The sequence below is a fragment of the Pseudomonas sp. SCT genome, from assembly GCF_003864275.1.
GTDB classification, from domain to species: domain Bacteria; phylum Pseudomonadota; class Gammaproteobacteria; order Pseudomonadales; family Pseudomonadaceae; genus Stutzerimonas; species Stutzerimonas stutzeri_AE.
This window is the reverse complement of record NZ_BDJA01000003.1, coordinates 436,159-462,949: the sequence shown is the minus strand read 5'-3', so window position 1 is coordinate 462,949 and position 26,791 is coordinate 436,159. Positions and strand designations below refer to the sequence as shown.

The window sequence follows — 26,791 nt, the reverse complement described above, 5'->3', positions numbered from 1 at the left end:
GGTTTATCATGAGTTCGTTTCCCATGGCCCCTCTGTTCCGGCAGTCCGTGGGCTTCGATCGTTTCAACGACCTGTTCGAGTCCGCCCTGCGCAACGACACCGGCAGCTCGTATCCACCCTATAACATCGAGAAATACGGTGACGACCAGTATCGAATCGTGGTCGCTGCCGCCGGATTCCAGGAGTCCGATCTCGATCTGCAGGTAGAGCGTAGTGTGCTGACCATCAGTGGCGGGCGGCGCGAGAGCGAGGCCGAGAACGTCACCTATCTGCATCAGGGTATCGCCCAGCGGGCGTTCAAGCTGTCGTTCCGGCTGGCCGACCACATCGAGGTGCAAGGCGCTGCGCTGAACAGCGGCCTGCTCAATATCGATCTGGTGCGCGTGGTGCCGGAAGAGGCCAAGCCCAAGCGCATCCCGATCAGCGCCGATCAGCGGCCCGCGCTGGAGGGTTGATCTGCAAAGAAGAGAAGGGCGCTATAGGCGCCCTTTCTTGTAGTTGTCTCGTCTGGTCAGTCACCGCGTTCAGCATCCAGCAGTGCCATGAAGGCCCTCGCCGCATTGGACAGGGTGCGTTCCCTATGCAGGATGTAGCCAAGTTGCCGGGTCAGCTGAATGCCTGGCAAGGGCAGGCTGACTACCTGTTCGTCGAGCATGCTGCGCGGCAGTACGCTCCAGGCGATGCCGATGGAAACCATCATCTTTATGGTCTCCATGTAATTGGTGCTCATAGTGATATTGGGCGTCAGCCCCTCGCGTTCGAACAATCGCTGGGCAATGTGGTGGGTGAAGGTATTGCCGCCGGGAAAGACGGCCGGATGCCCAGCGATATCGGCGAGCTGGATGTCAGTCTTGCTCGCCAGTGGGTGCTCGGGGGCTACGACGAAATCCAGCGGGTCGTCCCACACCTTCACCGCTCTGACCGGTTCGGCTGTCTGCGGCGCAAGGGTGATCACCGCGAGTTCAGCGCGGCCGTGCAGCACTTCGTCATATGCCACTTCCGAGTCGAGAAAACGGATATCCAGGCTGACCTGCGGATGGGCGCGGGTAAAGGCGCGCAACAGCGGCGGCAGACGATGCAGGCCGATGTGATGACTGGTCGCCAGGCTCAGCCGGCCGCCGATGTCGCCGTTGAGGTTGGTCAGGGCGCGGCGGGTGTCGTCGAGCACGTTGAGAATCTGATAAGCGCGCGGCAACAGCGCGCGGCCGGCCTCGGTGAGCCCGATCTCACGGCCGAGCCGGTCGAAAAGGCGTACATCGAGTTGCGACTCCAGTGCCGCGATGCGCTTGCTGACGGCTGGTTGAGTCAGGTGCAGGCGCTCTGCGGCCAGCGAAAAGCCACCTGTTTCGGCGACAGCAATGAAAGCGTTGAGGTTAGCCAGGTCCACGTGTCGTTCCGATTCCAGGTGGGAATGTATTGGATGAAAAATATGAATTTGAGTAATTGAATGCAAGCCCCTAGCATCGACCCCATAAGCGCAAGGGCTATTTGCCCCGCATAGAAAGCAGATGAGGAAAAGTCCGATGGCCGGCAAGACGCTTTACGACAAACTCTGGGAAATGCACGAGGTGAAACGTCGCGACGATGGCTCGTCGCTGATCTACATCGACCGTCACATCCTTCACGAAGTGACCTCGCCACAAGCGTTCGAAGGCCTGCGGCTGGCCAACCGCAAGCCGTGGCGCATCGATGCCAACATCGCCACCCCGGACCACAACGTGCCGACCACCAAGGGCGAGCGCCAGGGCGGCCTGGAAGCCATCGCCGACGAAGTGTCGCGCATCCAGGTGCAGACGCTCGACGAGAACTGCGACGACTTCGGCATTCTCGAATTCAAGATGAACGACGTGCGTCAGGGGATCGTCCATGTCATCGGCCCAGAGCAGGGCGCGACATTGCCTGGCATGACGGTGGTCTGCGGTGACTCGCACACCTCCACCCACGGCGCCTTCGGTGCCCTGGCCCACGGCATCGGCACCTCGGAGGTCGAGCATGTGCTCGCCACCCAGTGCCTGGTGGCAAAGAAGATGAAGAACATGCAGGTGCGCGTCGAAGGCAAGCTGCCGTTCGGCGTCACCGCCAAGGACATCGTGCTGGCGGTGATCGGCAAGATCGGCACCGCCGGCGGCAATGGCCATGCCCTGGAGTTTGCTGGCAGCGCAATTCGCGATCTGTCCATGGAAGGGCGCATGACCATCTGCAACATGTCCATCGAAGCCGGTGCCCGAGTGGGTATGGTGGCAGTGGATGAAAAGACCATCGCCTACGTCGAAGGCCGCCCATTTGCGCCGAAGGGCGACGACTGGGACAAGGCCGTCGAGTTGTGGCAGGGCTTGGTTTCCGATGACGACGCGGTGTTCGACACCGTCGTCGAGCTCAAGGCTGAGGACATCAAGCCGCAGGTCAGCTGGGGCACCTCGCCGGAAATGGTGCTGGCCGTCGACCAGAAGGTGCCGGACCCGGCCGTCGAGGCCGATCCGGTCAAACGTGACTCCATCATGCGCGCGCTGAAGTACATGGGGCTGAACGCCAACCAGCCGATCACCGAGATCAAGCTGGACCGCGTGTTCATAGGTTCTTGTACCAACTCGCGGATCGAGGACCTGCGCGCGGCGGCTGAAGTCGCCAAAGGGCGAAAGGTGGCGGCGAACGTCAAGCAGGCGCTGGTGGTGCCGGGTTCGGGGTTGGTCAAGCAGCAGGCCGAGGCCGAAGGGCTGGACAAGATCTTCGTCGAGGCCGGCTTCGAGTGGCGCGAACCGGGCTGCTCAATGTGCCTGGCGATGAACCCGGACAAGCTCGGCAGTGGCGAGCATTGCGCCTCGACCTCCAACCGCAACTTCGAGGGGCGTCAGGGCGCCGGTGGACGCACCCATCTGGTCAGCCCGGCCATGGCGGCCGCTGCGGCGGTAACCGGCCACTTCATCGATGTACGCGAACTGGTCCAGGCCTGAGGAGAGAACGGATGAAAGCCTTTACCCAACACACCGGCCTGGTCTGCCCGCTCGATCGTGCCAACGTCGATACCGATCAGATCATTCCGAAGCAGTTTCTCAAGTCCATCAAGCGCACCGGCTTTGGCCCTAATCTGTTTGACGAGTGGCGCTATCTGGACGTCGGTCAGCCGAACCAGGATTGCTCGCAGCGTCCGGTGAACAAGGACTTCGTGCTGAACTTCCCCCGCTATCGGGGTGCAAGCGTCCTGCTGGCTCGGGAGAACTTCGGCTGCGGCTCCTCCCGCGAGCACGCGCCGTGGGCCCTGGAGGAGTACGGCTTCCGTACGATCATCGCGCCGAGCTTTGCCGATATCTTCTACAACAACAGCTTCAAGAACGGCCTGCTGCCGATTGTGTTGAAGGAAGAGGAAGTCGATGAGCTGTTCGCACAGGCCGAAGCCAGCGAGGGCTACCAGCTGACCGTCGACCTCGCCGCGCAGGTCGTGACACGCCCGGACGGCAAACAGTACAGCTTCGAGGTCGACGCTTTCCGTAAGCACTGCCTGCTCAACGGTCTGGACGATATCGGCCTGACGCTGCAGGACGCCGAGGCGATCAAGACCTTTGAGGCCCGCCACCAGCAGAACCAGCCATGGTTGTTCGGCGCCATCAAGTGATATGAGGGTAGGGTGGATGACGCATCATCCGTCCACTTGCAGAGTTTTGGTGGATGAACACAACGGCATCCACCCAGTGAAAATCGAGGAATGTGATGAGCAAACAGATTCTGGTTCTGCCCGGTGATGGTATCGGCCCGGAGATCATGGCCGAGGCGGTCAAGGTTCTGCAGCTGGCCAATGACAAGTTCCAGCTGGACTTCGAGCTGAGCTATGACGAGTTGGGTGGCGCAGCAGTCGACAAATATGGCGTGCCGCTGGCGGACGAAACCCTGGAGCGTGCGCGTGCTGCCGATGCGATTCTGCTTGGCGCCGTTGGCGGCCCGAAGTGGGACACCATCGATCCGGCCATTCGTCCCGAGCGCGGTCTGCTGAAGATTCGCTCCCAGCTGGGCCTGTTCGGTAACCTGCGTCCGGCACTGCTTTATCCGCAGCTGGCAGAGGCTTCGTCGCTCAAGCCGGAAATCGTCGCCGGTCTGGATATCCTCATCGTTCGCGAGCTGACCGGTGGCATCTATTTCGGCCAGCCGCGCGAGAGCAAGGTGCTGGAGAGCGGCGAGCGCATGGCCTACGACACGCTGCCGTACAGCGAGAGCGAGATCCGCCGCATCGCCAAGGTCGGCTTCGACATGGCCATGGTGCGCAACAAGAAGCTCTGCTCGGTGGACAAGGCCAACGTACTGGCGTCCAGCCAGCTTTGGCGTGCCGTGGTCGAGGAGGTGGCCAAGTACTACCCGGACGTCGAGCTCAGCCACATGTATGTCGATAACGCGGCCATGCAGCTGGTGCGCGCACCGAAGCAGTTCGACGTCATCGTCACCGACAACATGTTCGGCGACATCCTTTCCGACGAGGCGTCGATGCTGACCGGCTCGATCGGCATGCTGCCATCTGCCTCGCTTGATGCGGGCAACAAGGGCATGTACGAGCCATGCCACGGTTCGGCACCGGATATCGCTGGCCAAGGCATCGCCAATCCGCTGGCGACCATCCTCTCCGTTTCGATGATGCTGCGTTACAGCTTCAATCAGGTCGCAGCGGCCGATGCCATCGAGCAGGCGGTGAGCGATGTGCTCGATCAGGGCCTGCGTACCGGTGATATCTGGTCCGAAGGCTGTACCAAGGTCGGTACTCAGGCGATGGGCGATGCAGTAGTCGCGGCCCTCGCGAAGTTGTAATCTTCTGGCCCGCCTTAATCTGCGCGGGCCACTTTTTCTATAGGTGTAGTTGCGATGAAACGTGTAGGTCTGATCGGTTGGCGCGGTATGGTCGGTTCCGTGCTCATGCAGCGGATGCTGGAAGAGCGGGATTTCGACCTGATCGAGCCCGTGTTCTTCACCACTTCCAATGTCGGCGGCCAGGGCCCCGATATTGGCAAGGAAACCGCTGCGCTGAAGGACGCCTACAGCATCGACGAGCTGAAAGGTCTCGATGTGATCCTGACCTGTCAGGGCGGCGACTACACCAATGAAGTCTTCCCGAAGCTGCGTGAAGCCGGCTGGCAGGGCTATTGGATCGACGCGGCGTCGTCGCTGCGCATGCAGGACGATGCGGTGATCGTGCTCGATCCGGTGAACCGTCGTGTGATCGACCAGCAACTGGATGCCGGCACCAAGAACTACATCGGCGGCAACTGCACCGTCAGCCTGGCGCTGATGGGGCTTGGCGGTCTGTTCGAAGCCGGTCTGGTCGAGTGGATGAGCGCGATGACCTATCAGGCAGCCTCCGGCGCCGGCGCGCAGAACATGCGCGAACTGATCAAGCAGATGGGTGCAATCAATGCGGCCGTGGCCGATGATCTGGCCAATCCCGCCAGCGCGATCCTGGATATCGACCGTAAGGTGGCTGAAACCCAGCGTAGCGAAGCATTCCCGGTCGACAATTTCGGCGTGCCGCTGGCCGGCAGTTTGATCCCCTACATCGACAAGGAGCTGCCGAACGGGCAGAGCCGTGAGGAGTGGAAGGCGCAGGCTGAGACCAACAAGATCCTCGGTCGCTTCAAGAACCCGATCCCCGTTGACGGCATTTGCGTCCGCGTCGGCGCTATGCGCTGTCACAGCCAGGCCCTGACCATCAAGCTGAACAAAGATGTGCCGATCTCCGATATCGAAGGGCTGATCAGTCAGCACAATCCCTGGGTCAAGCTGGTGCCGAACCACCGCGATGCCAGCATGCAGGAGTTGAGTCCGGCGGCAGTCACTGGAACCCTGAGCGTGCCGGTGGGGCGTCTGCGCAAGCTGAACATGGGCTCCCATTATCTAGGCGCGTTCACTGTGGGTGACCAACTGCTGTGGGGTGCTGCCGAGCCTCTGCGTCGTATGCTGCGTATCCTGCTGGAACGTTGATGCGTCTTCTGTGAGGTGCCCGACGCCGCGACTTTGTTCGCGGCGTTTTCATTTATGCGGTGTGCCGCTCGGCGGCGCTGCTTGCAGCGATCTGTCATTTCGCTACAGTGCCGGTCCTTAATGCGTGGAGGTGGCGATGCCTACAGGTGTCGGTGTTGCGGTTGTCGGATCGGTCAGCCTGGTAGGCGAAGCGCTGGTCGAGGTGCTCGAGGAGCGTGCGTTTCCGCTAAGCGAGTTGCACCTGCTGGACGCCGGCGAGGGTGTTGGCCACACGGTTCCGTACAACGGGCGAAATTTGCGCGTAAGCGCGGCGGATCGTTTCGATTTCGCGCGTGTGCAGCTGGTGTTCCTCGTCGGTGCCTCCGCTCTGGTGAGCGCGTGCCATGTCGCGGCGAGTGCCGCCGGCTGCCGGATCGTTGATCTTTCAGGCTCGATCTCCGTGGACGAACAGCCGTGTCTGGTTCCGGAGGTCAACGGTGCGGTGCTCGATTCTTCATCGGATCGCCGTGCTGTTGCCAGTCCACTGCCGGCGTCTGTTGCACTGGCGCTTGCGTTGGCACCTGTTCGGCATCAGCTGGGGTTGCTAGGCGTCACGGTTACGGCGTGCCTGCCAGTCTCCAGTCGTGGTGTCGCAGGGGTGAAAGAGCTGGCGAGACAGACGACCGAACTACTGAACGCTCGCCCGTTGGAGCCACGCGTGTTTGGTCGGCAGATGGCGTTCAACTTGCTCGCGCAGACGGAAGAGGTCGATTCGCATGGATACGGCGCGCAGGAACGGCGCCTGGTCGACGAGCTTCGTCAGCTCCTGCAAAACCCTGAACTGGCGGTGGCTGTCACGTTCATCCAGGCGCCGGTTTTTTTTGGTGAAAGTCTTGTAGTGTCGTTGCGCTGCAGTCTTGAGGTCGATCCGCAGGCGCTATCTGCGGCTCTCGAAGCGGCTCCGGGTGTTGAAGTCGTGGGCGGCGATGACTACCCGACGGCGGTCGGTGATGCGGTCGGGCAGGATGTCATCTACGTCGGCAGGGTGCGCTGTGGCATCGGCGATCCACGCCAAGTCAATTTGTGGATTGTGTCTGATAACTTGCGAAAAGGCGCGGCACTGAATGCTGTGCAGTCCGGTGAGTTGTTGATAAAAGACTATCTGTAAAAGATACTTACTGGTAATTCAAAGAATATTTCTAGCCGATGCGCTGAACGGCTTATTGCTGATGGGGAGCCACCTGCAGGTGGCACGGGCAGTGAAATAAGACCCTCTCGTAGTTCGAGAAAAAAAGATAAACAAGGGATTAAATAATGGTTCGGGTTCGCAATCTGGTGCTGGCAATCGCGGCTGCTACCGCGCTGACTACAGAAATGGCCCACGCGCTTGGGTTGGGAGAGGTCACGCTTCAGTCGTCATTGAATCAACCGCTGATCGCGGAAATCGAACTGCTGGATGCCAAAAGCCTGGCTCCGGGAGAGGTCATTCCCGTCCTGGCTTCGCTTGAAGAGTTCAATCGTGCCGGTATTGATCGGCAGTACTTTCTGACAGACCTGAAATTCACTCCCGTATTGCGGCCGAATGGCAAAAGCGTAATTCAAGTCTCCTCCAGCAAGCCGGTACGCGAGCCGTATCTCAATTTTCTCGTAGAGGTACTCTGGCCGAACGGGCGCCTGCTACGCGAATATACCTTGCTGCTCGATCCACCACTTTACTCGCCTGAAACAGCCGCTGCCGCCGCGCCCCAGCTGCCTATTTCCGCGCCGGCACCGCGAGCCGTTGAGCCAGCACGTCCTGCACCTGTTCGTTCGGCTGCCGCTTCCCCTGCCAGCGTTGCCACTGCTGCCCCGACGCAGGATGGCAGTCAATACAAGACCTCCGCCCGCGATACGCTTTGGGACATAGCTGAGCGTAATCGCCGTAGCGGTACCGTGCATCAGACAATGCTGGCGATTCAGGATCTCAATCCGGATGCCTTCATTGACGGCAACATAAATCGCATGAAGAGTGGGCAGGTGCTTCGTCTGCCGGATGCTCAGCAGATATCCAAGCGTTCGCAGGGTGAGGCGATCGCTCAGGTGGCTGAGCAGAATGCGGCGTGGCGCCAAGGTCGGAATGCTGCGGTTGCTGGCTCTCGCCAGCTGGACGCGACGCGTCGTACCGAGGCAGGCGATGCGCCGTCACGTAGCGATACCGGCGATAATCTCCGCCTTGTGGCGGCCGATGCTGGTAAATCTACTGCAGGCTCCGATACAGGCTCTGGCGATAGCGGCAAGGCTCTGCGGGACAAGCTTGCTGTAACGCAGGAAAGCCTCGATTCCAGTCGCCGCGAAAACGATGAGCTGAAAGATCGTCTGAATGACCTGCAAGGGCAGCTGGAAAAACTGCAGCGTCTGATGCAGCTCAAGGATGACCAGCTTGCCAAGCTCCAGGTGCAGCTGGGTGCTGAAGGTCAGGCCCCCGCTGCGATTGACACTGCAGGCCAGCAGCAGCCGTCTGTTGCGGCGGATGATGCCCGCTCAGCGCAAGATAGAGCTAGCGGGACTGGTGCTGACTCTGAGGTCGACTCCACGCCGACCAACCAGCAAGAGCCGGCGCCGGTCGCTGCTCCTGCGCCTGTCGAGCGTCCTGCTGCTGCCAAGCCGGCGCCTAAACCTGCGCCTGCGAAGCCTGTAGCACCTGTTGAGCCGGAGCCCAAAGGGCTGATCGATGATTTGCTGTCGAATACCCTGCTGCTTGGCGCGGTTGGTGGCGGTGCATTGCTGCTGCTTTTGGTAGGTTTGATGGCACTATCGCGCCGCAATGCGATGAAAGAGGCCGAGTTGCAGGAAAGTCTGATGGCAGTCGACACGGTCGATGACCTGCGAGTCGGGACGCCCGCCTTCGTCGATATTGGTCAGGAGCAGCCTGAGCCAGCACCGTTTCAGACATCCAGCGCGGCTGCGCCGGACGAGCTGACCGGAACCACTGGCGATGCTTTGGCCGAGGCAGATATCTACATTGCGTACGGCCGTTTCAATCAAGCCGCAGAGTTGCTGCAGAACGCCCTCAATGACGAGCCGCAGCGCAGTGATCTGCGTTTGAAACTCATGGAGGTTTACGCCGAGCTGGGCAATCGCGAGGGCTTCGCCCGTCAGGAAGCTGAACTGCGCGAGATCGGTGGTGCAGCGATGGAAGTGGAGCAGCTGAAGCATAAGTATCCAGCGATGGTCACAGTTGCAGGCGCGTCGGCAGCTGCGGTTGCAGCAACTCAGTTGGATGTGGATAGCTTCGACCTCGACGATCTTCAGCTGGACGATCCGGCTCCTCTGGCCGCAGGGCAGGATCTGGACGATGCGTTCGATCTCAGCCTCGACGATCTCGATATTGATCTGAGCGATAAAGCTCAAAGCGCTGCACCGGTCGACCAACCATTCAACTTCGATGATCTGTCCCTGGATGAGCCCGAGGCTGGGCGCGATGTTCAGCCTGCGGCGAGCGATTTCTCCTTCGATCTGGAAGAAGAGGCAAGCGTTCCAGATGCTAAACGGGACGATTTTTCGGATTTCTCGTTTGATCTGGATAGCGAAAACAATACCGCAGCGACCGACACTGAGTTTTCGCTGAGTCTTGATGAGGAATCGCCCGTAGCTCCTGCGGCTATGGAAAGTGATGAACTTGACTTCGAACTGGCTGAGCCCACTGGCACATCGAACGATGAGCTTCCAGATGGGTTCGACATCTCGCTCGACGAGCCTGAGTTCGAGGCGCAGCCGAATGGCTTTGCCGAGCAGCTGAGCGAAGTGGAAGCGGATCTGGACAATTTGTCCCGGGATCTGCAGGAACCGGCCGCCGCTACCGCCGGCGGCAGCGCTGATGGGGCGCCGGATGACGACTTCGATTTCTTCTCGGATACCGACGAAACCACCACGAAACTGGATCTCGCCCGGGCCTATATCGATATGGGTGATGCCGAAGGCGCTCGCGATATCCTTGATGAGGTGATTTCCGAAGGCAGCGATGCCCAACAGCAAGAGGCGCGAGATATGCTCGCCAAACTAGCCTGATCATGACCCAAGCAGTACCCGATACGGCAGCCGAAATGGCTGCCGTCGGCGTTTCCAGGATCGCTCTGGGCGTCGAATACAAGGGATCCCGCTACCGTGGATTCCAGCGCCAGCGCGCAGGCGTGCCGTCGATTCAAGAATCACTCGAAACCGCGCTGAGCAAAGTCGCCGGTGGTCAGCCCGTAACTTTGAGCTGTGCCGGACGCACCGATGCGCTGGTGCACGCCAGTGGTCAGGTGGTGCATTTCGATACGACCGTCGCGCGTAGCATGCATGCGTGGATCATGGGGGCGAACATGAACTTGCCGCCTGATATCAGCGTCACCTGGGCGAAGGAGATGCCGCAGCGCTTTGATGCTCGTTTCAGTGCCATGGCGCGCCGATACCGTTATGTGATCTACAACGATCAGATTCGCCCAGCGCATATGGCTGAAGAAGTGACCTGGAATCACCGCCCTCTCGACATCGAGCGGATGCGTGCTGCCGCCGCGGCATTTGTCGGTACCCATGATTTCAGCGCCTTCCGAGCCCGGCAATGCCAGGCTAAATCGCCAATCAAAACCATCCATCACCTCGAGTTGCTCGAACATGGTCGGCTGATCGTCATTGATGTGCGAGCGAACGCTTTCCTGCACCATATGGTGCGGAATTTCGCGGGTGTGTTGATGACCATCGGTGCTGGTGAGCGGCCAGTCGAATGGGCTGGGGAAGTGTTGCAGTCGCGTATACGCCGAACCGGCGGGGTTACGGCACACCCCTATGGCCTCTATCTGGTCGAAGTCGACTATCCGGAAGAGTTCGAGTTGCCGAAACGCTACCTCGGTCCGCACTTCCTGTCGGGTTTGCCGGATGTGCGTTGCTGATGCGTGCGACCCAATATCCAGTCGCCTATTTGCTTGCAGGTGACCGATCTTTTGTTACCATCCCGTTTCCCTCTCGATAGGTAGATAGTCGGTGCCAGTCGTTCGCAGCAAGATATGCGGGATAACTCGTGTCGAAGATGCACTGGCCGCCGCTCACGCAGGCGCAGATGCCATTGGCCTAGTGTTCTACTCCAAGAGTCCCCGCGCTGTGAGTGTTCAGCAGGCCCGTGAGATCATTGCGGCCCTTCCTCCTTTCGTTACTACGGTCGGTCTGTTCGTCAATGCCAGCCGTTGCGAGATCAACGAAATTCTCGACGCTGTTGCGCTGGACGCTCTGCAATTTCATGGCGACGAAACGCCTGCGCAGTGCGAGGGCTTCCATCGTCCGTGGTTCAAGGCGCTGCGAGTCGGCGGCGATGAGGATGTCGCCGGCCAGGTAGCTCGCTATGTGAATGCCAGCGGTATTCTGCTGGATACCTTTGTTGCCGGCGTGCCGGGTGGAACGGGCGAGCGCTTCGATTGGTCGCTGATTCCGCCTGGGCTGACCAAGCCCTTGATTCTTGCGGGAGGCCTGACGGCAGAGAATGTCCAGCAAGCCATTGCCGAGGTCCGGCCATACGCGGTGGATGTCAGCGGTGGTGTGGAAGCGAGCAAAGGCATCAAGGATGCGGCCAAGGTGCAGGCCTTTGTGGAGCGCGTTCGTTCGGCCATGTGACGCATGGGCAGCCGTGGCCGTCCAGTAACGAGTCGCTGGGAGACCAGCACCGTATTTGTGGATTTCCGCCACGTGGTGGAAATCGGAGTTCCGCGGCTGCGCCTCGTAAGCGCATCGCTCACGCGATCCAGTGCTTGTATGCATGATCGCAACGATGAATCTACCCGTAGTGCGAGTGCGCTCGGGACTGAAGCTTTGGAGAACAAGAGCATGAGCAACTGGCTGGTAGACAAACTGATCCCTTCGATCATGCGCTCGGAGACGCAGAAGAGTTCGGTCCCCGAAGGCCTCTGGCACAAGTGCCCCTCCTGTGAGGCGGTTCTGTACCGCCCCGAGCTGGAAAAGACCCTCGATGTCTGTCCTAAGTGCCAGCATCACATGCGCATCGATGCCCGCACTCGGCTCGATATCTTCCTCGATGCCGAAGGGCGCGAGGAGATTGCCGCGGAGCTGGAGCCGGTAGACCGTCTCAAATTCCGTGACAGCAAGAAATACAAGGATCGCCTGTCGGCAGCTCAGAAGCAGACCGGCGAAAAGGATGCCTTGGTCGCGATGAGTGGCAAGGTTGTCAACGTCCCGGTAGTGGCCTGTGCCTTTGAGTTTTCCTTCATGGGTGGCTCCATGGGGGCGATCGTTGGTGAGCGCTTCGTTCGTGCTGCCAACGTCGCGCTGGAAAAGCGCTGCCCATTGATCTGTTTCTCCGCTTCAGGCGGTGCGCGGATGCAGGAAGCCCTGATCTCCCTGATGCAGATGGCCAAGACTTCGGCGGTGCTGGCACGTATGCGCGAAGAAGGCCTGCCGTTCATCTCCGTTCTCACCGACCCCGTTTACGGCGGCGTTTCCGCCAGTTTGGCGATGCTCGGTGATGTAATCGTCGCAGAACCCAAGGCGCTGATCGGCTTCGCCGGGCCGCGAGTGATCGAACAGACAGTACGGGAAAAACTGCCGGAAGGTTTCCAGCGTAGCGAGTTCCTATTGGATCATGGTGCGATCGACCTGATCATTCCTCGTTCGGAGTTGCGCGCACGCCTGTCGCGTCTGCTGGCTCAGATGCAGAAACTGCCGAGCCCGGTCGAACCCGCTCAGGTAACGGCTACTGCATGACCGAGCGGAGTCTGGCTGACTGGCTCGCCTACCTTGAGCAGGTGCATCCCATGGCCATCGACATGGGGCTGGATCGGGTCCGGTTGGTGTCAGCCAGGCTTGGCCTGACGCGGCCGGCTCCTCTGGTCGTTACCGTTACCGGGACTAACGGCAAGGGGTCTACTTGCGCGTTTATAGCCTCACTGCTGAACAGCCAGAGGATGCGGGTTGGCAGCTACAGCTCGCCACATCTGCTGCGCTACAACGAGCGGGTACAGCTGGACGGTTGCGAGGCAAGCGATCAGGAGTTGTGCGAGGCGTTTGCCGCAGTCGAGGCTGCCCGTGGTGAAGTGTCTCTGACCTATTTCGAGATGGGAACACTCGCTGCCTTCTGGCTGTTCGAGCGTGCCGAACTCGACGCTGCTGTGCTTGAAGTCGGACTTGGTGGGCGTCTCGATGCCGTCAACATCGTCGATGCCGATCTGGCGGTAATCACCAATATCGGGCTCGATCATGCCGATTGGCTGGGCGATACCCGCGAAAGCGTTGCGTACGAAAAAGCCGGAATCATGCGGGCAGGCAAGCCGGTACTTTGTGGTGATCTGGATGTTCCTGCACCGCTACTGCAACAGGCTGAGTCGCTGAAGGCGCCGCTCTTGCTGCGCGGTCGCGATTTCGATCTGGCGTTCGCTCCCCGCGCCTGGCACTGGCGGGGTGTCGGCCCAGCGGCAGAACCGTTGGAGCTGCACGGACTGCCACTGCTTTCGTTGCCGATGGAGAACGCTGCAATAGCCCTGCAGGCGTACGCTTCGTTGGGTTTGCCGTGGGATGTGAAGGTTCTGTCCGCGGCGCTGGAGCAGACTCGCGTGACAGGGCGTCTTGATCGTCGGCAGATCACTTGGCGTGGCCGCAAGGTCTCGCTGTTACTTGACGTCGGCCACAACCCGCACGCCGCCAGTTATCTCGCTCAACGCATCGAGCAGCGATCGATTGCTGGTCGCCGGCTGGCCGTTTTTGGGCTACTGGCAGATAAGGATCTCGACGGCGTGCTCGATGCAGTGCAAGCGAGCATCACTGACTGGGCCGTGGCTCCGCTACCGACGCCACGTACGCAATCAGCTACACAGTTGTCGGCTGCGCTGCTTGAGCGAGGCGCTCTGGTCGGCGAGTATGCGAGCATAGAGCAGGCGCTCGACGCTCAGTGCGCCAAGGCTGAACCCGATGACGAAGTGTTGGTGTTCGGATCGTTCTATTGCGTAGCTGCAGCGCTTGGGTGGCTGGAACGGCAGGCGGAGGAGTGTGGGGATGGCGATGCTCGATAAGGGGCTGTTGCAACGCATGGTTGGTGCGCTGGTGCTAATCGCGCTGGCTGTGATTTTTGTCCCGATGCTTTTCAATCGCGAAGACGATCTGCGGCACGTCACCGTCGACGCGCCCACCATTCCCGCTGCATCGGTGGTTGCTGAAATCGAGATGCAGCCAGTCGACGTCCCGGAACCGGAGCAAGAGCCGGGGTCGGTGCCGGAAGGTTTCGAAATCATCGAAGAGGATGCTGAGCCGGCTACCGGCCCTGCGATTGCCGAGCAGGCGCCGGCGCCGATCGAGCCGGTTGCTCCGGTGGCGCCAGCCGCTGCCCCGGCAGCGCCTGCTGCGCAAGCGCAATCGCCGGCCGCTGAACCTCGCCTGGATAACAACAACCTGCCGGTCAGCTGGGCGATTCAGCTGGCCAGCCTGTCTAATCGCGCCAGTGCCGAGAACCTGCAGCAGACATTGCGCTCGCAGGGCTATAACGCTTACATCCGCACCGCTGATGGTATGAACCGCGTTTTCGTCGGTCCGCTGGTGGAGCGTAGCGAGGCGAATCGGCTTCGCGATGTGTTGCAGCGACAGCAGAAGCTCGATGGCTTCGTCGTGCGCTTCAAGCCAGAAGGCAGTTGATCCGCTGAGGCGCCGGCCGAACGCCTGAACAAAGGCCTCGATCGGCGCATGGCTGCCGGCGAGCCGGCGCGTATTCCTGGCGCTCGCGCTCTGCTAAAATGCGCCGCCTTTTCCCCATTGCAGAAAACATCGTGGCATTCACCTGGGTCGATTGGGCCATCATCACCGTTATTGCAGTGTCGAGCCTGATCAGTTTGAAGCGCGGTTTCGTCAAGGAAGCGCTTTCGCTGGTCACCTGGATCATTGCGGGCGTGGTCGCATGGATGTTCGGTGGTGCGTTGTCCCACCATCTTGCTGAATACATCAGCACACCATCGGCGCAAGTCATCGCAGCCTGTGCGCTATTGTTCGTAGCCACCTTGCTGGTGGGGGCGTTGGTCAATTTTCTGATCGGTGAGCTGATCAGGGTGACGGGGTTGTCCGGCACTGACCGGTTTCTCGGAATGGTGTTCGGTGCGGCACGTGGTGGTCTTCTGGTGGTAGTGCTGGCGGGCTTGCTGAGCCTTGCACCCGTCGAGCAGGACCTATGGTGGCGCGAGTCTGTGTTGTTGCCACATTTTCTGTTGATCGCTGATTGGTCGAAGAATCTCATCCTGGGGTTCAGCGGCCAATGGTTCGCCGCTTCGCTCAACCCGCCCGGTTGAGTCTTTTTCCACGGATGCCCGGTCTGTCGTCGTATCCGGTCTGCCTGTAATAACTGAGAGGTTCCTTGCATGTGTGGCATTGTCGGCATTGTCGGTAAGTCGAACGTCAATCAGGCGCTGTATGACGCGCTTACCGTACTGCAACACCGCGGCCAGGATGCAGCCGGTATCGTGACCAGCCACGACGGCCGGCTGTTTCTGCGCAAGGACAACGGGCTGGTTCGTGACGTTTTCCAACAGCGCCACATGCAGCGCCTGGTCGGCAACATGGGCATCGGTCATATCCGTTACCCCACGGCCGGCAGCTCCAGTTCAGCCGAAGCCCAGCCGTTCTACGTGAACTCGCCTTATGGCATCACGCTGGCACACAACGGCAATCTGACCAATGTCGACCAGCTGACCAAGGAGATCTACGAGTCGGATCTGCGTCACGTGAACACCAGTTCCGATTCGGAAGTGCTGCTCAACGTGTTCGCCCATGAGTTGGCGGTACGCGGCAAGTTGCAGCCGACCGAAGAAGACGTCTTCGCCGCGGTGAGCAAGGTTCACGAGCGCTGCCGCGGTGGCTACGCAGTGGTGGCCATGGTGACCGGCTATGGCATCGTCGGCTTCCGCGACCCCAATGCGATCCGCCCGATCGTTTTCGGCCAGCGCCATACCGACGAAGGCGTCGAATACATGATCGCCTCCGAAAGCGTCTCGCTCGATGTCCTCGGCTTCACCCTGATTCGTGATCTGGCGCCGGGCGAGGCGGTGTACATCACCACCGACGGCAAGCTCTTCACCCGCCAGTGCGCTGACGCGCCAAAGCTCGCGCCGTGCATCTTCGAATACGTCTACCTGGCGCGTTCCGACTCCCTGATGGACGGCGTTTCGGTGTACAAGGCACGCCTGCGCATGGGCGAGAAGCTCGCCGACAAAATTCTGCGCGAGCGTCCCGAGCACGATATCGATGTGGTCATCCCGATCCCCGACACCAGCCGCACCGCCGCGCTGGAGCTGGCGAACCGGCTCGGCGTGAAGTTCCGTGAGGGCTTCGTCAAGAATCGCTATATCGGCCGCACCTTCATCATGCCGGGGCAGGCCGCGCGGAAGAAATCGGTGCGCCAGAAGCTCAATGCCATCGATCTGGAGTTTCGCGGCAAGAACGTGATGCTGGTGGATGACTCCATCGTCCGTGGCACCACCTGCAAGCAGATCATTCAGATGGCGCGCGAGGCCGGGGCGAAGAACGTCTACTTCTGCTCGGCCGCACCGGCGGTACGCTATCCGAACGTTTACGGCATCGACATGCCCAGCGCGCATGAGCTGATCGCGCACAATCGCAGCACCGAAGAGGTGGCTGAGCTGATTGGTGCTGACTGGCTGGTTTACCAGGATCTGGAAGATCTCATCGACGCCGTGGGCGGTGGCAAGGTCAAGATCGATAATTTCGATTGCGCCGTATTCGATGGGAAATACATCACTGGCGACATCGATGAGGCTTATCTGCACAAGATCGAGCAGGCGCGCAATGACCTGAGCAAGGTCAAGACCAATGCAGTCAGCGCCATCATCGATCTCTACAACAACTGATTCATGCCGGTGTGGCGGCCTCGGCTGCCCCGGCCGAGGTAATAGCTATGACGAGTGAATGGGAAGCCGGACGGCTGGACAGCGACCTGCAGGGCGTCGGGCTCGATACTCTGGCAGTACGCGCAGGCCAGCGCCGCACACCGGAGGGCGAGCACGGCGAGCCGCTGTTCTTCACCTCCAGTTATGTCTTCCGCAGTGCGGCAGATGCAGCGGCGCGGTTCGCCGGTGACGTTCCCGGCAACGTCTATTCGCGTTACACCAACCCCACCGTACGTGCCTTTGAAGAACGTATAGCGGCGCTGGAAGGCGCCGAGCAGGCGGTTGCAACAGCGTCCGGCATGGCGGCCATTCTCGCCACCGTCATGAGCCTGTGCGCGGCCGGTGACCACGTGCTGGTGTCGCGTAGCGTATTCGGCGCCACCGTTTCCTTGTTCGAGAAGTACCTCAAGCGCTTCGGGGTGCAGGTCGACTACGTTCCGCTGACCGATTTCTCCGCCTGGGAGTCGGCATTCCAGGAAAATACCAAGCTGGTTTTCGTCGAGTCGCCGTCCAACCCGCTGGCCGAGCTGGTGGATATCGCTGCCCTGGCGAAGCTCTGCCATGCCAAGGGAGCCATGTTGGCGGTGGATAACTGCTTCTGCACGCCGGTGTTGCAGCAGCCGTTGGCGCTGGGTGCCGACATCGTGATCCATTCCGCGACCAAGTACATTGACGGTCAAGGGCGCTGCCTGGGCGGCGTCGTTGCCGGCCGCAGCGAACAGATGAAAGAGCTTGTCGGGTTCCTGCGCACCGCCGGACCGACGCTCAGCCCGTTCAATGCCTGGGTCTTCCTCAAGGGGCTGGAGACGCTACGGCTGCGTATGCAGGCGCATTGTGCCAGCGCTCAGGAGCTTGCCGAGTGGCTGGAGCAGCAGCCGGGTATCGAGCGCGTCTACTATGCGGGCTTGCCCAGTCATCCACAGCACGAGCTGGCCAAGCGTCAGCAGAAAGGCTTTGGTGCGGTGGTGAGTTTCGAGGTCGCCGGAGGCAAGGACGCCGCTTGGCGCTTCATTGATGCGACCCGGTTGATCTCGATCACAGCCAATCTCGGCGACAGTAAGACCACCATTACCCATCCCGGCTCCACCACCCACGGTCGGCTTTCAGCCGAGGATCGGGCAACGGCCGGTATTCGCGACAGCCTCATTCGCGTCGCGGTCGGCCTTGAGGATGTCGCTGACCTGAAGGCCGACCTGGCCCGAGGACTGGCGGCACTCTGAGCCTGCTTCGCATCGAACTCAGGTCTGCGAGAACGGCCTGAGCTCGATGCGGAAGTCTTCCCTACTGACGTAGATCGATTGCTGGAGCGGGTTGGCCGCGGCCATCGAACAGCTGCGTCGGATTCGCTGGCAGGATGGTGGGGCTGGCCGAATCCGTTTCGATGACCCGTATGTCGCTGTATTTCTTCCCGGAAAGCGCTGCCAGGCCGGCACGGTCGCGAATGACTGTTGGCCGCAGGAAGACCATCAGGTTGCGTTTGATGTGAGTTTCCTGCGTCGACCGAAACAGTGCGCCCAGCAACGGAATATCGCCCAGCAGCGGTACCTTGGCATTGGTGCGGGTGACGTCGTCCTGAATCAGGCCGCCGAGCACGATGACCTGGCCATCTTCGGCAAGAATAGTGCTCTTGATGGCGCGCTTGTTGGTCACCAGGTCCACCGCCTGCGCGGTCAGGCTGGCACTTGGAGCGATCGAGGAAATCTCCTGCTCGATCTGCAGGCGTAGCGTGGCGCCCTCGTTGATATGTGGAGTGACCTTGAGTGTAACGCCGATATCCTGGCGCTCGATCGTGGTGAACGGGTTGTTCGCTCCGGCTGCATCGGTGGTGTACGAGCCCGTCTGGAATGGCACGTTTTGACCGACGAGAATCTCTGCTTCCTGGTTGTCCAGTGTCAGCAGACTTGGCGTGGACAGCAGGTTGCTTTTGCTGTTTGACGACAGCGCGGTGATCAGTGCACCAAAACTGCGGGTGCCAATGCCGATGATCGCGCCATCTGGCAGGTTGTCGGGAATCTCGTTCTCGTTAATCGCGTTCAGCACGCTACCGACTGAAATGCCGGTGTTGCCGAAGTTGACCCCGCCGGCTCCGCCCCTACTACCGCGCGCGTCCACCGCCCACTGCACGCCGAGGGCGTCGGTGATATCTCCCGACACTTCGACGATGGCCGCTTCGACCATCACTTGTGCGCGGGGTACGTCGAGTTGGCGAACGATGCTCTCCATGGTGCCGATCAGCTCTGGGTCCGCGAGCAGCACCAGGGCGTTCAGGCTCTCGTCGGCGCGGATGAGGATATTCTGCGGCCGGGTTGTAGTGGCCTCGCCGCTCTCTGGATTCTTCAGGCCCTCGGAAATATCGCCCAAGGTTTCTGCTAGTGATTTGGCGTCGTTGTGACGTAGCCGGATGACACGGGTATTGGCTGAGCGCGTGGTCGGAGTGTCGAGGGTCTGCGCCAGAGATGCCAGCTTGCCGCGGGCCTCGCTGGGGCCGATGAATATCAGGCGGTTTGTGCGTGAGTCCGCGATGATCTGCACCCCGGCGGTCGTCTTGGCTTCACCCCGCATCAGTGAGTTGCGCAGCACTTCAGCGATATCCACCGCCCAGCCGTGTTGCAGGTTAAGCACGCCGTAATCGTTGCTCTCGGCACGATCGAGCTGGCGAACCAGATCCTGAATGCGCGCGATATTGGCGCTGCGATCGCTGATGATCAGTGCGTTGGCCGAAGAAACTGCAGCCAGATGGCCGAACTGCGGTACCAGCGGGCGAATCAGCGGTATCAGTTCAGCGGCAGATGTGTGCTGCACCTGGATCACTCGGGTTTCCAGCTGATCACCGCCGGACGGACCGCCACCTGCCTCGGCCTTGGCTTCGGCATTGGGCACCACCCGGGCGACGTCGCCCTGGGTCAGCACACTGAACCCATGCGTGGCCATCACCGAGAGAAACAGCTGGTATACCTCGCTCAGCGACAGGGTGGCGTTAGAGACGACGCTGACCTGTCCCTTCACTCGCGGGTCGACGATGAAGGTCTGGCCGCTGAGCTGGCTGATCTGGTCGATGAAGGCACGGATGTCCGCATCCTTGAGGTTGATGGTCCAGCCATCCTGTCGGGTGGTGCTCGGTTCGATGCCCTGCTCGGCGGCAAGCAGGGGCAGGGGAGCGGCCAGCAGGCTGGTAGCAAGCAGGGCAAGTAACGGGCGCGAAAAAGGCTTCGGCATCGGTCAATCGTCTTCCATGGGCTGGTCATTGGCGGGCGCGGCATCGGACTGGTTGACGGCGTCTTCCAGCTGCTGGCGCAAGGTGTCCATCTGCTGCTGCATCAGCTGCGTTTCCTCATCCGATGGCTCGGCATATGGGGCTTCGTCCTGATAGGGCGTGTCGCTCAGTGCGTCGGGAACGTAGTTTGGTGAGCGGATCTGCGGAAAATGCAGGACTTCAACGGTACCGTTGCGCCGCAGCTCGACTCGATCAGGGTAGACCTTGTGCAGGCTGACACCACCGGATAGCTCCTCGCCTTGCCAGTACAGTCGAGGTGGCTGACCGTCGACCTGGACGATGGCGCTGGAGCGTTGCGGTTCGACATGGACGAAGCTGCCGCGCAGAGTGAATCCGCTGGCAGCTACGGACGGCGCCGTTGCATCGGTCGGGGCAGCTGAGCCGAAGAGTATTTCCAGCCGCTGCATATCGGGCCCGCCGGGGTTCGCGGTGCCCTGCTCGTAGATGTCAGTCGGAGCCGGGGCGCGGGATAAGAGCATCCATTGCTCGATCTGCATAGCGAGGTATACCGCGAACAGGCAGAGAAGCACGGTGCTGATGGTCAGGGGGGCGTAGCGGCGGTAATTGCGCAGTTTTCCCAGCAGTGGCAAGCGAAATACTCCGTGGCGCTTTTGTTATTCGGTTCCCTGGACGCGGGCTTGCCTCTGTCAGGCGATAAAGCTCTTTTAGAACACTTTCGAGTAAGCCGCAGCGAATTTGTACCCAGCCTTCCCAATCCGATGATGCACCGGCCAGGTTACAAAGCGTGGTGGCAGCATCAGTTGACCACAGTGCCCTAAAAAAAATTCAATGCTGTTGTTGACTTAGCGTAGGGGGGTGAGTAAATTGCGCGCCTCGCAAGGCGATCGGCTGATTAGCTCAGCTGGGAGAGCACCTGCATCACACGCAGGGGGTCGGCGGTTCGATCCCGTCATCAGCCACCAACCTTTGTGAGATTTCGGACGAAAGTCCGGCCGACGCGCAGCGGTAGTTCAGTCGGTTAGAATACCGGCCTGTCACGCCGGGGGTCGCGGGTTCGAGTCCCGTCCGCTGCGCCATACACATCCTCCTTTTGAACTAAAGGATGGAACAGAGAAAGCTGCCAAGGGCAGCTTTTTTTGTGCCCGCTGATTGGCCCTTGCCGGAGTTTTGCGGGAAATTACTCTGACGCCAATCTTCGAGGCCGATGCCAACCAGGGCGCTTGGTCTCACCTCGCCATATGCGGTGGCACAGGTTGAGAAGGCTGATCCCGCGTTCCGATGCGATATTCACGGTTCGATTCGTTGCGCCTTCGGCCAGCTGCTAATCCACAAACGGCCTGAGTGTTTCGGCGCAGATGTCAGGCAATCGTCGATCTCCAATGAACGGGTCGAGCGCTTGAGGTACAGCGCACTCAGTTCGATGGATGACTGCTCCCTCGTTGCACACGCGCCACCGCTATTTCTGCCAACCCGGCGTTGTACCTACTGGTGCAGGCGTTCATCAGCTTCCAACCAGGTACCGGTTGCCAGGCTGGTGGGGGCGTAATCGTGAAACTGCCATCGGATCGCTACCGCGCCTGCTCGCAGCACCACGTGCTCGACTTCGAAGGCCCAGAGCCGCTCGGCGCCCTCGAAGGCTTTGATCAGCGGGCTGTCCAGTAGCAGTTCCGTGCGGCCGGTGAGTTGTAGCATGTCGCCCGTGGCGAAATCGACGAAGAGCAACCCGGCAACCGGATTAGCCTGCAGATTCCCCAGGGTGTTGAAGAAAAGGTTGCCCGCATAATCCGGAATGGTCAGGCGGCTGCCTTCGACCTTGATGAAACCGGCACGGCCACCGCGATGGGAAACATCCACGGCGCGCGTGCGAGCGTCATACCCGACGTAGCTGGCGACGAAGAAGGTGTCAGCCGCGCGAATGAGCGCGCTGGTGTGTGCGTCCAGGCTGCTGAATTCCCGGCACGGTTCAGCGTCGTCTGCTGGCCGCCGGACCCGGGTATAGGAACGCGTCTGAATGTACTTCGGGCAGTTGCCGTACGACTGCTCGACCAGTACCTCAAGGCCGTCGGTCGAGGAACGCTGAATCACCCCATTCATGCGATTGCGCCTCCGCGTATGCAACTCAATGCCGAGCAAGCCGATGGCCTGGCCCGCGCGCAACCCGGAGGCGGCTGGATCGTGTTGGTCGGCGTGCGCTGCCAGAAACAGGTGCTGTGGATCTGCGGAGGTGGCAAAGCCTTCCGGCCCTTCCAATAGGGTGGCCCAAGGACGATTTTCGGCGTCCACCGCGCCGACTACCACGAACGGCAACTGGTGAAAGAACTCCCGATGCTGATCAGGCATGTGGTCTCGAATGACTCTCTGTCCGAGCACCTCCAGCCGCTCAGAGGCATGAAAGGCCTCCTGGAGCTTCTTTTCACCGGCGTGCCAGGGCGATTTACGGTGTTCGGGTAGGCGATCCATGGCTGATGCTCCTCGAGTTGCTGCCGGAAGCCCGGCAGTTCGGTTCTTACTCAGCGGTTTGCAGACCAATGGCGGTGCGCTGCATGGGTACGAAGCCGGGCAGGGCTTCAATGCGCTCCAGCCAGGCTCGCACGTTCGGATAGGGCTCAAGCGAGACGTTGCCCTCTGGCGCATGGGCGATGTAGGTGTAGTTAGCGACATCGGCAATGGTGGGTTGGGCACCCGTCAGGAAGCGCTTGCCGGCGAGTTCGGCGTCCATCACCTGGAGCAGCATATGGGCGCGCGCGATGACCTCTTCGGCGTTGAAGGGTGCTCCGAACACCGTGATCAGCCGGGCCGCCGCAGGGCCGTTGGCCAGCTGACCGGCAGCCACCGATAACCAGCGCTGGATGCGTGCTTCTGCGAGTGGGTCGGGCGTCTGCCAGCTGTCGCCGCCGTATTGCTTGGCCAGGTAGACCAGAATCGCGTTGGAGTCGCTGATCAGGGTGCCGTTGTCGTCAATGACCGGCACCTGGCCAAACACGTTGATGCTCAGAAACTCGGAGGATTTGTGTTCGCCCTTGGCCAAGTCGACAAACAGAAGCTCGTAGGGCAGCTTCAGCAGCGAAAGCATCAACTCAACTCGATGGGCGTGCCCCGAAAGCGGGTGACGATACAGTTTGATGGGCTGTGGCATGGTGATAGCTCCGCAATGTGTTCCAGGGAATCAGCGCAGCGTCAATTCACCTCGGTGGTCATCGCGCTGGTGGAACCATGCTGCGCGCTTGCAGGGCTAAGCAGAATCACCACGCCGAGCAATCCATAATTTCGTTTTCTGAAATACAGGCACGCTGTGCGCAGTGAAATGCTTCGTCAGTTTAGTGCTTGGAAGGCTGGGTGGGCGCGGAGCAAAGGCGCGGCGAAGTCAACGAAAGTCCGCACACGCGCCTCGGCGCGGCGGCCATGCCGGTAGATCAACTGCACCGGCACGTCGGCGGCGGCGAAACCTGTCAGTACCGGTTCAAGAACGCCGCGGTGCAGTTCATCGTGGGCTTCGAAATTCATGCAGCGGAGCAGCCCAAGCCCCAGGGTGGCCGCATGGATAGCCGCGCGCTGGGTCGTGCAGGTGAGTACGGGCTTGGGTTTTACCGAACGGATGGAACGTCCACAGCGAAAATGCCAATGTGCAGCGTAACCAGCTGCGGTGGAGGCGACCGCCCGATGTGCTTTGAGATCGTCGGGGATCTCGGGCCGCCCCCATGTGTCGAGGTAGGCCGGTGAGGCACAGACAATCGGCCTGACTGCGCCCAAGGGCATGGCGAACTCCGATGAGCTGGGCAACTGGCCAAGGACCAGCGCAACATCAATGCCTTCTTTGAGCAGTTTGGGTACGCCTTCGCGGGATTGGATGTTCAGCTGCACGTCCGCAAACGCATTCAAATAGGCGAGGGCGATGGGCGTGAATATCTGCAGATCCATCAGCAACGGTAACGCCACCGTCAGCTGCCCATTGGGACTGGCATGTAGGCCGGCCGCAGAGCGCTCGGCCTCCGTGGTTTGTTCCAGGATGTGCCGACCGTTCTGCGTGAACTGCTCGCCAGCAGGGGTCAGCTCGACACCGCGCGGTCCGCGAATCAGCAGGGTGTTGTGCAAGCGCGCTTCCAGCGCGGCAATGGTGCGCATGACTGTCGCCGACGACTGCCCCAGCTGCCGTGCCGCCGCGGCCAGACTGCCGGCCTGTGCCACGGCTTCGAAGGTCTGCAGCTGGCTATATCGGCTCACTATTTAGGTTACCGGCGCAGCTTGCAGCGCCGAGTCTGCCATGAACCGGCTGGCGCAATAATCGACAAACGTGCGCACCTTGGCGGGTAGTCGTTTACCTCCCTGATACACAACATGTACCGGCAGCGCTGTAGTCTCAAAAGCCTCAAGGACGATCTCCAACTCCCCCTTTGCCACCCACTCGGCCACTTGGTAGGACAGTACTCGCGTGAGGCCCCAGCCCATGCGTGCGGCATTGATCGCAGCGTGATTGGAGCTGACCATCAGGCGCGGTTTGGGATGCAGGGCGATGACGGCTTCGCCGACCTTGAATTGCCACTCTGTGAGCAGGGTGCTTGCCGATGACATCACCATCGGCAGCGCCAGCACATCCTTGGGTTGTTGCGGTCGGCCGACACGTTCGAGAAAGGCAGGCGCGGCACACACGACCGGGCGAATATGTCCGACGTTGATGGCCTGGAGGCCGCTTTCCGGCAGCTCGCCGATGCGGATGGCGACATCCACGCCCTCGTCCACCATGTTCACCAGACGATCCACTAGCAGGGCATTGAGGGTCACTTCGGGGTTCGCGGCAAGATACTCGGTGATCAGCGGTATCAGAAACAGCTCGCCGAACATCACCGGTGCCGTCACCGTCAGGTTGCCGCGGGGGCGAATATTGTTGCTAGTGGCCAGCTCTTCGGCTTCGTCCAGGTCCATCAGAATGCGCTTGCAGTCTTCCACGAAACGCCGACCCGCTTCAGTCAGACGCAGGCTGCGCGTATTGCGTGCCAACAGCAGGGTGCCCAGCCGATTTTCTAATCCTGCTATCACCCGGGTCACGCTCGGCGGTGACATACCCACCAACCTAGCGCCTGCGGCGAAGCTTTCCGCTTCCGCAACGGCCACTAGCACCTTCATTTCCTGGAACTTGTCCACAATCACCGCCAGCTTGCAGAGTGGGGTTGAACCGCTCACAGCGTAGCGGCTGATGGAAGCCTCGCCTACTGCGGCTCAGGGTGATGGGGCATTGACCCTAGCCAGTCGCCACGGCGACTGGATGCGACAGGGTGAAATCGGGACGGTGTCGAATGTGTCTGGCTTGGCGCCGGCGGTATTGGTGCAGCTTCGTTCCCATACGGCCCGCTATAGGCCTGCCTACAGCAAGCAGGCCGGGGCTACCTACTACATGAACCACTGCGAGCACTGCGGAGCCAAGCTGGGCGATTTCTATATGCACTCAGAGCCGGGTGGCGCGTTCTTTCCAAGGTCGCCGGCCGATGCGAGCAAGAGGATGCTGCGCAAGGTCGACGCACCGTTCGCGGCGAATGGCAGCGCCGGATATGCATCGGATAACTTCGTCGAGTTCATGCAACGCAAAGACAATGCATAACGCTAATGCAGGGTTCGAGTCGCCCGGCCACTCGTCGAGGCCACGCTTCGCGGGTTGCTGATCCGCCTATGGCTTCTCCAGCTTGCCAAACAGGGCGTCGAGCTCTGCGCCTGAGGCGGCGTTTGAAAAACCATCGAAGCGTCCGTGTTCGGCGATAGAGCGCGCTGCGCTTAGAAAGCCGGCCCACGCGGCGCGTGCCAGGGCGCCGCCGACACTGATGCGGCGCACGCCGAGATCGGCGAGGTCCTGAACAGTCAGGTCGCTGTCCCAGCCGATCAGTACATTGACCGGTTTGGGTGCGACTGCGGCGACGACCGCGCTGATCTGTTCGCGGGTCCTGATACCCGGCGCATAGAGACAGTCAGCGCCTGCCTCGGCGTACGCCTGAAGACGCTGAATGGTGTCGTCGAGATCCGGGCGCCCTACGAAGAAATTCTCGGCGCGACCGATCAGTAGTGTTTCGCCGCCTGTTGCGTCGATCGCCTCACGTGCGGCGTACATTCGCTCCGTGGCCTGCGAGATCTCCCGCAGCGGCTCGCGCGGGTCGCCTGTGGAGTCTTCGATGGAAATGCCCGCTATGCCGGTCTCGACTGCCATGCGCACGCTTTCAGCCACCCCTTCGGGTGTCTCGGCGAATCCGCTTTCGAAGTCGCCATTCACCGGTAGAGCGGTCGCTTGAACCATGCCGCGCATATGGGCCAGCACTTCGTCTCGCGCCATCTGTCCATCGGCACGGGCGCAGGACCAGGCGTAGCCGGAGCTGGTCGTGGCCAAGGCCTTGAAGCCCATTGCAGCCAGAACGGCCGCGCTGCCGGCATCCCAGGGATTGGGCAGCACGAAGCAGCCTGACTGGTGCAGTGCACGAAAAACGGCGCGCTTGTGAGACACACTGGAATCGATCATGAAGCCTCCTGGTCGGTGATATGGGCGGGCGGCAACGCGCTTCGATTGTCGCGTCGTGCATCCAAGACTAGATGGCATACGCGTGTTGTGACTTTCCAGAAAACACCGCAATCGGTGCCGCAACGCGCTTGCGGATAACAATCGCATCTTTGTTGCGATCCAGTCGGCGAAAGAACGCAGTCACACCAGCTGTCGCGAATGGACGGTCGGTCATGACGGTGC

General features: G+C 60.8%; 23 protein-coding genes, 2 tRNA genes and 1 pseudogene. 18 read left to right on the top strand and 8 right to left on the bottom strand.

The annotated features are described in order from the left end of the window. Positions 1–8 precede the first annotated feature (8 nt). Positions 9–455 carry an Hsp20 family protein gene (locus BHD08_RS10635; RefSeq protein WP_375708248.1) on the top strand — a complete coding sequence of 149 codons (447 nt, stop codon included), beginning with the start codon at positions 9–11 and terminating at the stop codon, positions 453–455. Positions 456–511: 56 nt separating this feature from the next. On the opposite strand, the gene BHD08_RS10630 is transcribed toward BHD08_RS10635, so the two are convergent. Next, complete coding sequence (locus tag BHD08_RS10630; RefSeq protein WP_015277366.1) at positions 512–1,387, bottom strand: LysR family transcriptional regulator; 876 nt, start codon at positions 1,385–1,387, stop codon at positions 512–514. 136 nt (positions 1,388–1,523) lie between these two features. On the opposite strand from BHD08_RS10630, the gene leuC reads away from it, so the two are divergent. The 14 genes from leuC (at position 1,524) to BHD08_RS10560 (ending at position 18,058) form a co-directional block, all read left to right on the top strand. After that, a complete protein-coding gene (gene leuC / locus BHD08_RS10625) occupies positions 1,524–2,951 on the top strand; it encodes a 3-isopropylmalate dehydratase large subunit (protein ID WP_015277365.1) in 1,428 nt (475 codons plus the stop codon). A gap of 11 nt (positions 2,952–2,962) precedes the next feature. Further along, positions 2,963–3,610, top strand: a complete 648-nt coding sequence (leuD, locus tag BHD08_RS10620) for a 3-isopropylmalate dehydratase small subunit (RefSeq protein WP_015277364.1) — start codon at positions 2,963–2,965, stop codon at positions 3,608–3,610. A 95-nt stretch (positions 3,611–3,705) separates the two neighbouring features. Beyond that, complete coding sequence (leuB, locus tag BHD08_RS10615; RefSeq protein ID WP_015277363.1) at positions 3,706–4,788, top strand: 3-isopropylmalate dehydrogenase; 1,083 nt, start codon at positions 3,706–3,708, stop codon at positions 4,786–4,788. A 54-nt stretch (positions 4,789–4,842) separates the two neighbouring features. After that, on the top strand, positions 4,843–5,955 hold the full coding sequence (gene asd / locus BHD08_RS10610) for an aspartate-semialdehyde dehydrogenase (protein ID WP_015277362.1): 1,113 nt from the start codon (positions 4,843–4,845) through the stop codon (positions 5,953–5,955). 136 nt (positions 5,956–6,091) lie between these two features. Continuing rightward, positions 6,092–7,102 (top strand): aspartate-semialdehyde dehydrogenase, encoded by a 1,011-nt coding sequence (locus BHD08_RS10605; RefSeq protein WP_125022079.1) that lies wholly within the window; start codon positions 6,092–6,094, stop codon positions 7,100–7,102. A gap of 146 nt (positions 7,103–7,248) precedes the next feature. Continuing rightward, entirely contained in the window at positions 7,249–9,981 is a 2,733-nt protein-coding gene (locus tag BHD08_RS10600; RefSeq protein WP_125022077.1) for a FimV/HubP family polar landmark protein, read from the top strand. Positions 9,982–9,983: 2 nt separating this feature from the next. After that, positions 9,984–10,844, top strand: coding sequence for a tRNA pseudouridine(38-40) synthase TruA (truA, locus tag BHD08_RS10595; protein ID WP_015277359.1), 861 nt, complete (start codon positions 9,984–9,986; stop codon positions 10,842–10,844). A 91-nt stretch (positions 10,845–10,935) separates the two neighbouring features. Continuing rightward, positions 10,936–11,559 carry a phosphoribosylanthranilate isomerase gene (locus tag BHD08_RS10590; protein ID WP_015277358.1) on the top strand — a complete coding sequence of 208 codons (624 nt, stop codon included), beginning with the start codon at positions 10,936–10,938 and terminating at the stop codon, positions 11,557–11,559. Positions 11,560–11,769: 210 nt separating this feature from the next. Then, entirely contained in the window at positions 11,770–12,663 is an 894-nt protein-coding gene (accD, locus tag BHD08_RS10585; protein ID WP_015277357.1) for an acetyl-CoA carboxylase, carboxyltransferase subunit beta, read from the top strand. Next, a complete protein-coding gene (folC, locus tag BHD08_RS10580; protein ID WP_125022075.1) occupies positions 12,660–13,964 on the top strand; it encodes a bifunctional tetrahydrofolate synthase/dihydrofolate synthase in 1,305 nt (434 codons plus the stop codon). The genes accD and folC overlap by 4 nt, the downstream gene beginning before the upstream one ends. Beyond that, positions 13,948–14,580 carry an SPOR domain-containing protein gene (locus BHD08_RS10575; RefSeq protein ID WP_125022073.1) on the top strand — a complete coding sequence of 211 codons (633 nt, stop codon included), beginning with the start codon at positions 13,948–13,950 and terminating at the stop codon, positions 14,578–14,580. The genes folC and BHD08_RS10575 overlap by 17 nt, the downstream gene beginning before the upstream one ends. Before the next feature lie 131 nt (positions 14,581–14,711). Then, complete coding sequence (locus BHD08_RS10570; RefSeq protein WP_125022251.1) at positions 14,712–15,224, top strand: CvpA family protein; 513 nt, start codon at positions 14,712–14,714, stop codon at positions 15,222–15,224. A 69-nt stretch (positions 15,225–15,293) separates the two neighbouring features. Continuing rightward, positions 15,294–16,799: an amidophosphoribosyltransferase gene (gene purF, locus BHD08_RS10565; RefSeq protein WP_015277353.1), complete on the top strand. Its 1,506-nt coding sequence runs from the start codon at positions 15,294–15,296 to the stop codon at positions 16,797–16,799. Positions 16,800–16,846: 47 nt separating this feature from the next. Further along, positions 16,847–18,058, top strand: coding sequence for an O-succinylhomoserine sulfhydrylase (locus BHD08_RS10560; protein ID WP_125022071.1), 1,212 nt, complete (start codon positions 16,847–16,849; stop codon positions 18,056–18,058). A 61-nt stretch (positions 18,059–18,119) separates the two neighbouring features. On the opposite strand, the gene gspD is transcribed toward BHD08_RS10560, so the two are convergent. Together gspD and BHD08_RS10550 are read right to left on the bottom strand one after the other, a co-directional pair. Further along, on the bottom strand, positions 18,120–20,054 hold the full coding sequence (gene gspD / locus BHD08_RS10555) for a type II secretion system secretin GspD (RefSeq protein WP_125022069.1): 1,935 nt from the start codon (positions 20,052–20,054) through the stop codon (positions 18,120–18,122). Positions 20,055–20,057: 3 nt separating this feature from the next. Continuing rightward, positions 20,058–20,702, bottom strand: coding sequence for a type II secretion system protein N (locus BHD08_RS10550; protein ID WP_125022067.1), 645 nt, complete (start codon positions 20,700–20,702; stop codon positions 20,058–20,060). Positions 20,703–20,959: 257 nt separating this feature from the next. Here BHD08_RS10550 and BHD08_RS10545 point away from each other — a divergent pair. Then, positions 20,960–21,035: transfer RNA gene (locus tag BHD08_RS10545), tRNA-Val, on the top strand. A 37-nt stretch (positions 21,036–21,072) separates the two neighbouring features. Next, positions 21,073–21,149: transfer RNA gene (locus BHD08_RS10540), tRNA-Asp, on the top strand. Positions 21,150–21,558: 409 nt separating this feature from the next. On the opposite strand, the pseudogene BHD08_RS10535 reads toward BHD08_RS10540, so the two are convergent. From BHD08_RS10535 to BHD08_RS10520, 4 genes and pseudogenes are all read right to left on the bottom strand, one after another. Further along, positions 21,559–22,533 (bottom strand): annotated as a pseudogene (locus tag BHD08_RS10535) (pyridoxamine 5'-phosphate oxidase family protein); the annotation flags it as partial. 46 nt (positions 22,534–22,579) lie between these two features. Beyond that, positions 22,580–23,209 (bottom strand): glutathione S-transferase family protein, encoded by a 630-nt coding sequence (locus BHD08_RS10530; protein ID WP_015277348.1) that lies wholly within the window; start codon positions 23,207–23,209, stop codon positions 22,580–22,582. A gap of 176 nt (positions 23,210–23,385) precedes the next feature. Then, positions 23,386–24,294: a LysR family transcriptional regulator gene (locus BHD08_RS10525; protein WP_125022063.1), complete on the bottom strand. Its 909-nt coding sequence runs from the start codon at positions 24,292–24,294 to the stop codon at positions 23,386–23,388. Between the two features lie 3 nt (positions 24,295–24,297). Beyond that, a complete protein-coding gene (locus BHD08_RS10520) occupies positions 24,298–25,194 on the bottom strand; it encodes a LysR family transcriptional regulator (RefSeq protein ID WP_177412666.1) in 897 nt (298 codons plus the stop codon). A gap of 70 nt (positions 25,195–25,264) precedes the next feature. Between BHD08_RS10520 and BHD08_RS10515 the strand changes: the two genes are divergently transcribed. Beyond that, positions 25,265–25,666, top strand: a complete 402-nt coding sequence (locus BHD08_RS10515) for a hypothetical protein (RefSeq protein ID WP_256678647.1) — start codon at positions 25,265–25,267, stop codon at positions 25,664–25,666. A gap of 66 nt (positions 25,667–25,732) precedes the next feature. Here BHD08_RS10515 and BHD08_RS10510 read toward each other — a convergent pair whose 3' ends face one another. Then, positions 25,733–26,569, bottom strand: a complete 837-nt coding sequence (locus BHD08_RS10510; RefSeq protein ID WP_125022061.1) for an oxaloacetate decarboxylase — start codon at positions 26,567–26,569, stop codon at positions 25,733–25,735. Positions 26,570–26,791: the final 222 nt, after the last annotated feature.

Coding starts and splice junctions, on each gene's coding strand:
- BHD08_RS10635 (WP_375708248.1), top strand. CDS start 9: ATGAGTTCGTTTCCCATGGCCCCTCTGTTCCGGCAGTCCGTGGGCTTC.
- leuC (WP_015277365.1), top strand. CDS start 1,524: ATGGCCGGCAAGACGCTTTACGACAAACTCTGGGAAATGCACGAGGTG.
- leuD (WP_015277364.1), top strand. CDS start 2,963: ATGAAAGCCTTTACCCAACACACCGGCCTGGTCTGCCCGCTCGATCGT.
- leuB (WP_015277363.1), top strand. CDS start 3,706: ATGAGCAAACAGATTCTGGTTCTGCCCGGTGATGGTATCGGCCCGGAG.
- asd (WP_015277362.1), top strand. CDS start 4,843: ATGAAACGTGTAGGTCTGATCGGTTGGCGCGGTATGGTCGGTTCCGTG.
- BHD08_RS10605 (WP_125022079.1), top strand. CDS start 6,092: ATGCCTACAGGTGTCGGTGTTGCGGTTGTCGGATCGGTCAGCCTGGTA.
- BHD08_RS10600 (WP_125022077.1), top strand. CDS start 7,249: ATGGTTCGGGTTCGCAATCTGGTGCTGGCAATCGCGGCTGCTACCGCG.
- truA (WP_015277359.1), top strand. CDS start 9,984: ATGACCCAAGCAGTACCCGATACGGCAGCCGAAATGGCTGCCGTCGGC.
- accD (WP_015277357.1), top strand. CDS start 11,770: ATGAGCAACTGGCTGGTAGACAAACTGATCCCTTCGATCATGCGCTCG.
- folC (WP_125022075.1), top strand. CDS start 12,660: ATGACCGAGCGGAGTCTGGCTGACTGGCTCGCCTACCTTGAGCAGGTG.
- BHD08_RS10575 (WP_125022073.1), top strand. CDS start 13,948: ATGGCGATGCTCGATAAGGGGCTGTTGCAACGCATGGTTGGTGCGCTG.
- purF (WP_015277353.1), top strand. CDS start 15,294: ATGTGTGGCATTGTCGGCATTGTCGGTAAGTCGAACGTCAATCAGGCG.
- BHD08_RS10560 (WP_125022071.1), top strand. CDS start 16,847: ATGACGAGTGAATGGGAAGCCGGACGGCTGGACAGCGACCTGCAGGGC.
- gspD (WP_125022069.1), bottom strand. CDS start 20,054: ATGCCGAAGCCTTTTTCGCGCCCGTTACTTGCCCTGCTTGCTACCAGC.
- BHD08_RS10530 (WP_015277348.1), bottom strand. CDS start 23,209: ATGCCACAGCCCATCAAACTGTATCGTCACCCGCTTTCGGGGCACGCC.
- BHD08_RS10520 (WP_177412666.1), bottom strand. CDS start 25,194: ATGAAGGTGCTAGTGGCCGTTGCGGAAGCGGAAAGCTTCGCCGCAGGC.
- BHD08_RS10515 (WP_256678647.1), top strand. CDS start 25,265: ATGGAAGCCTCGCCTACTGCGGCTCAGGGTGATGGGGCATTGACCCTA.
- BHD08_RS10510 (WP_125022061.1), bottom strand. CDS start 26,569: ATGATCGATTCCAGTGTGTCTCACAAGCGCGCCGTTTTTCGTGCACTG.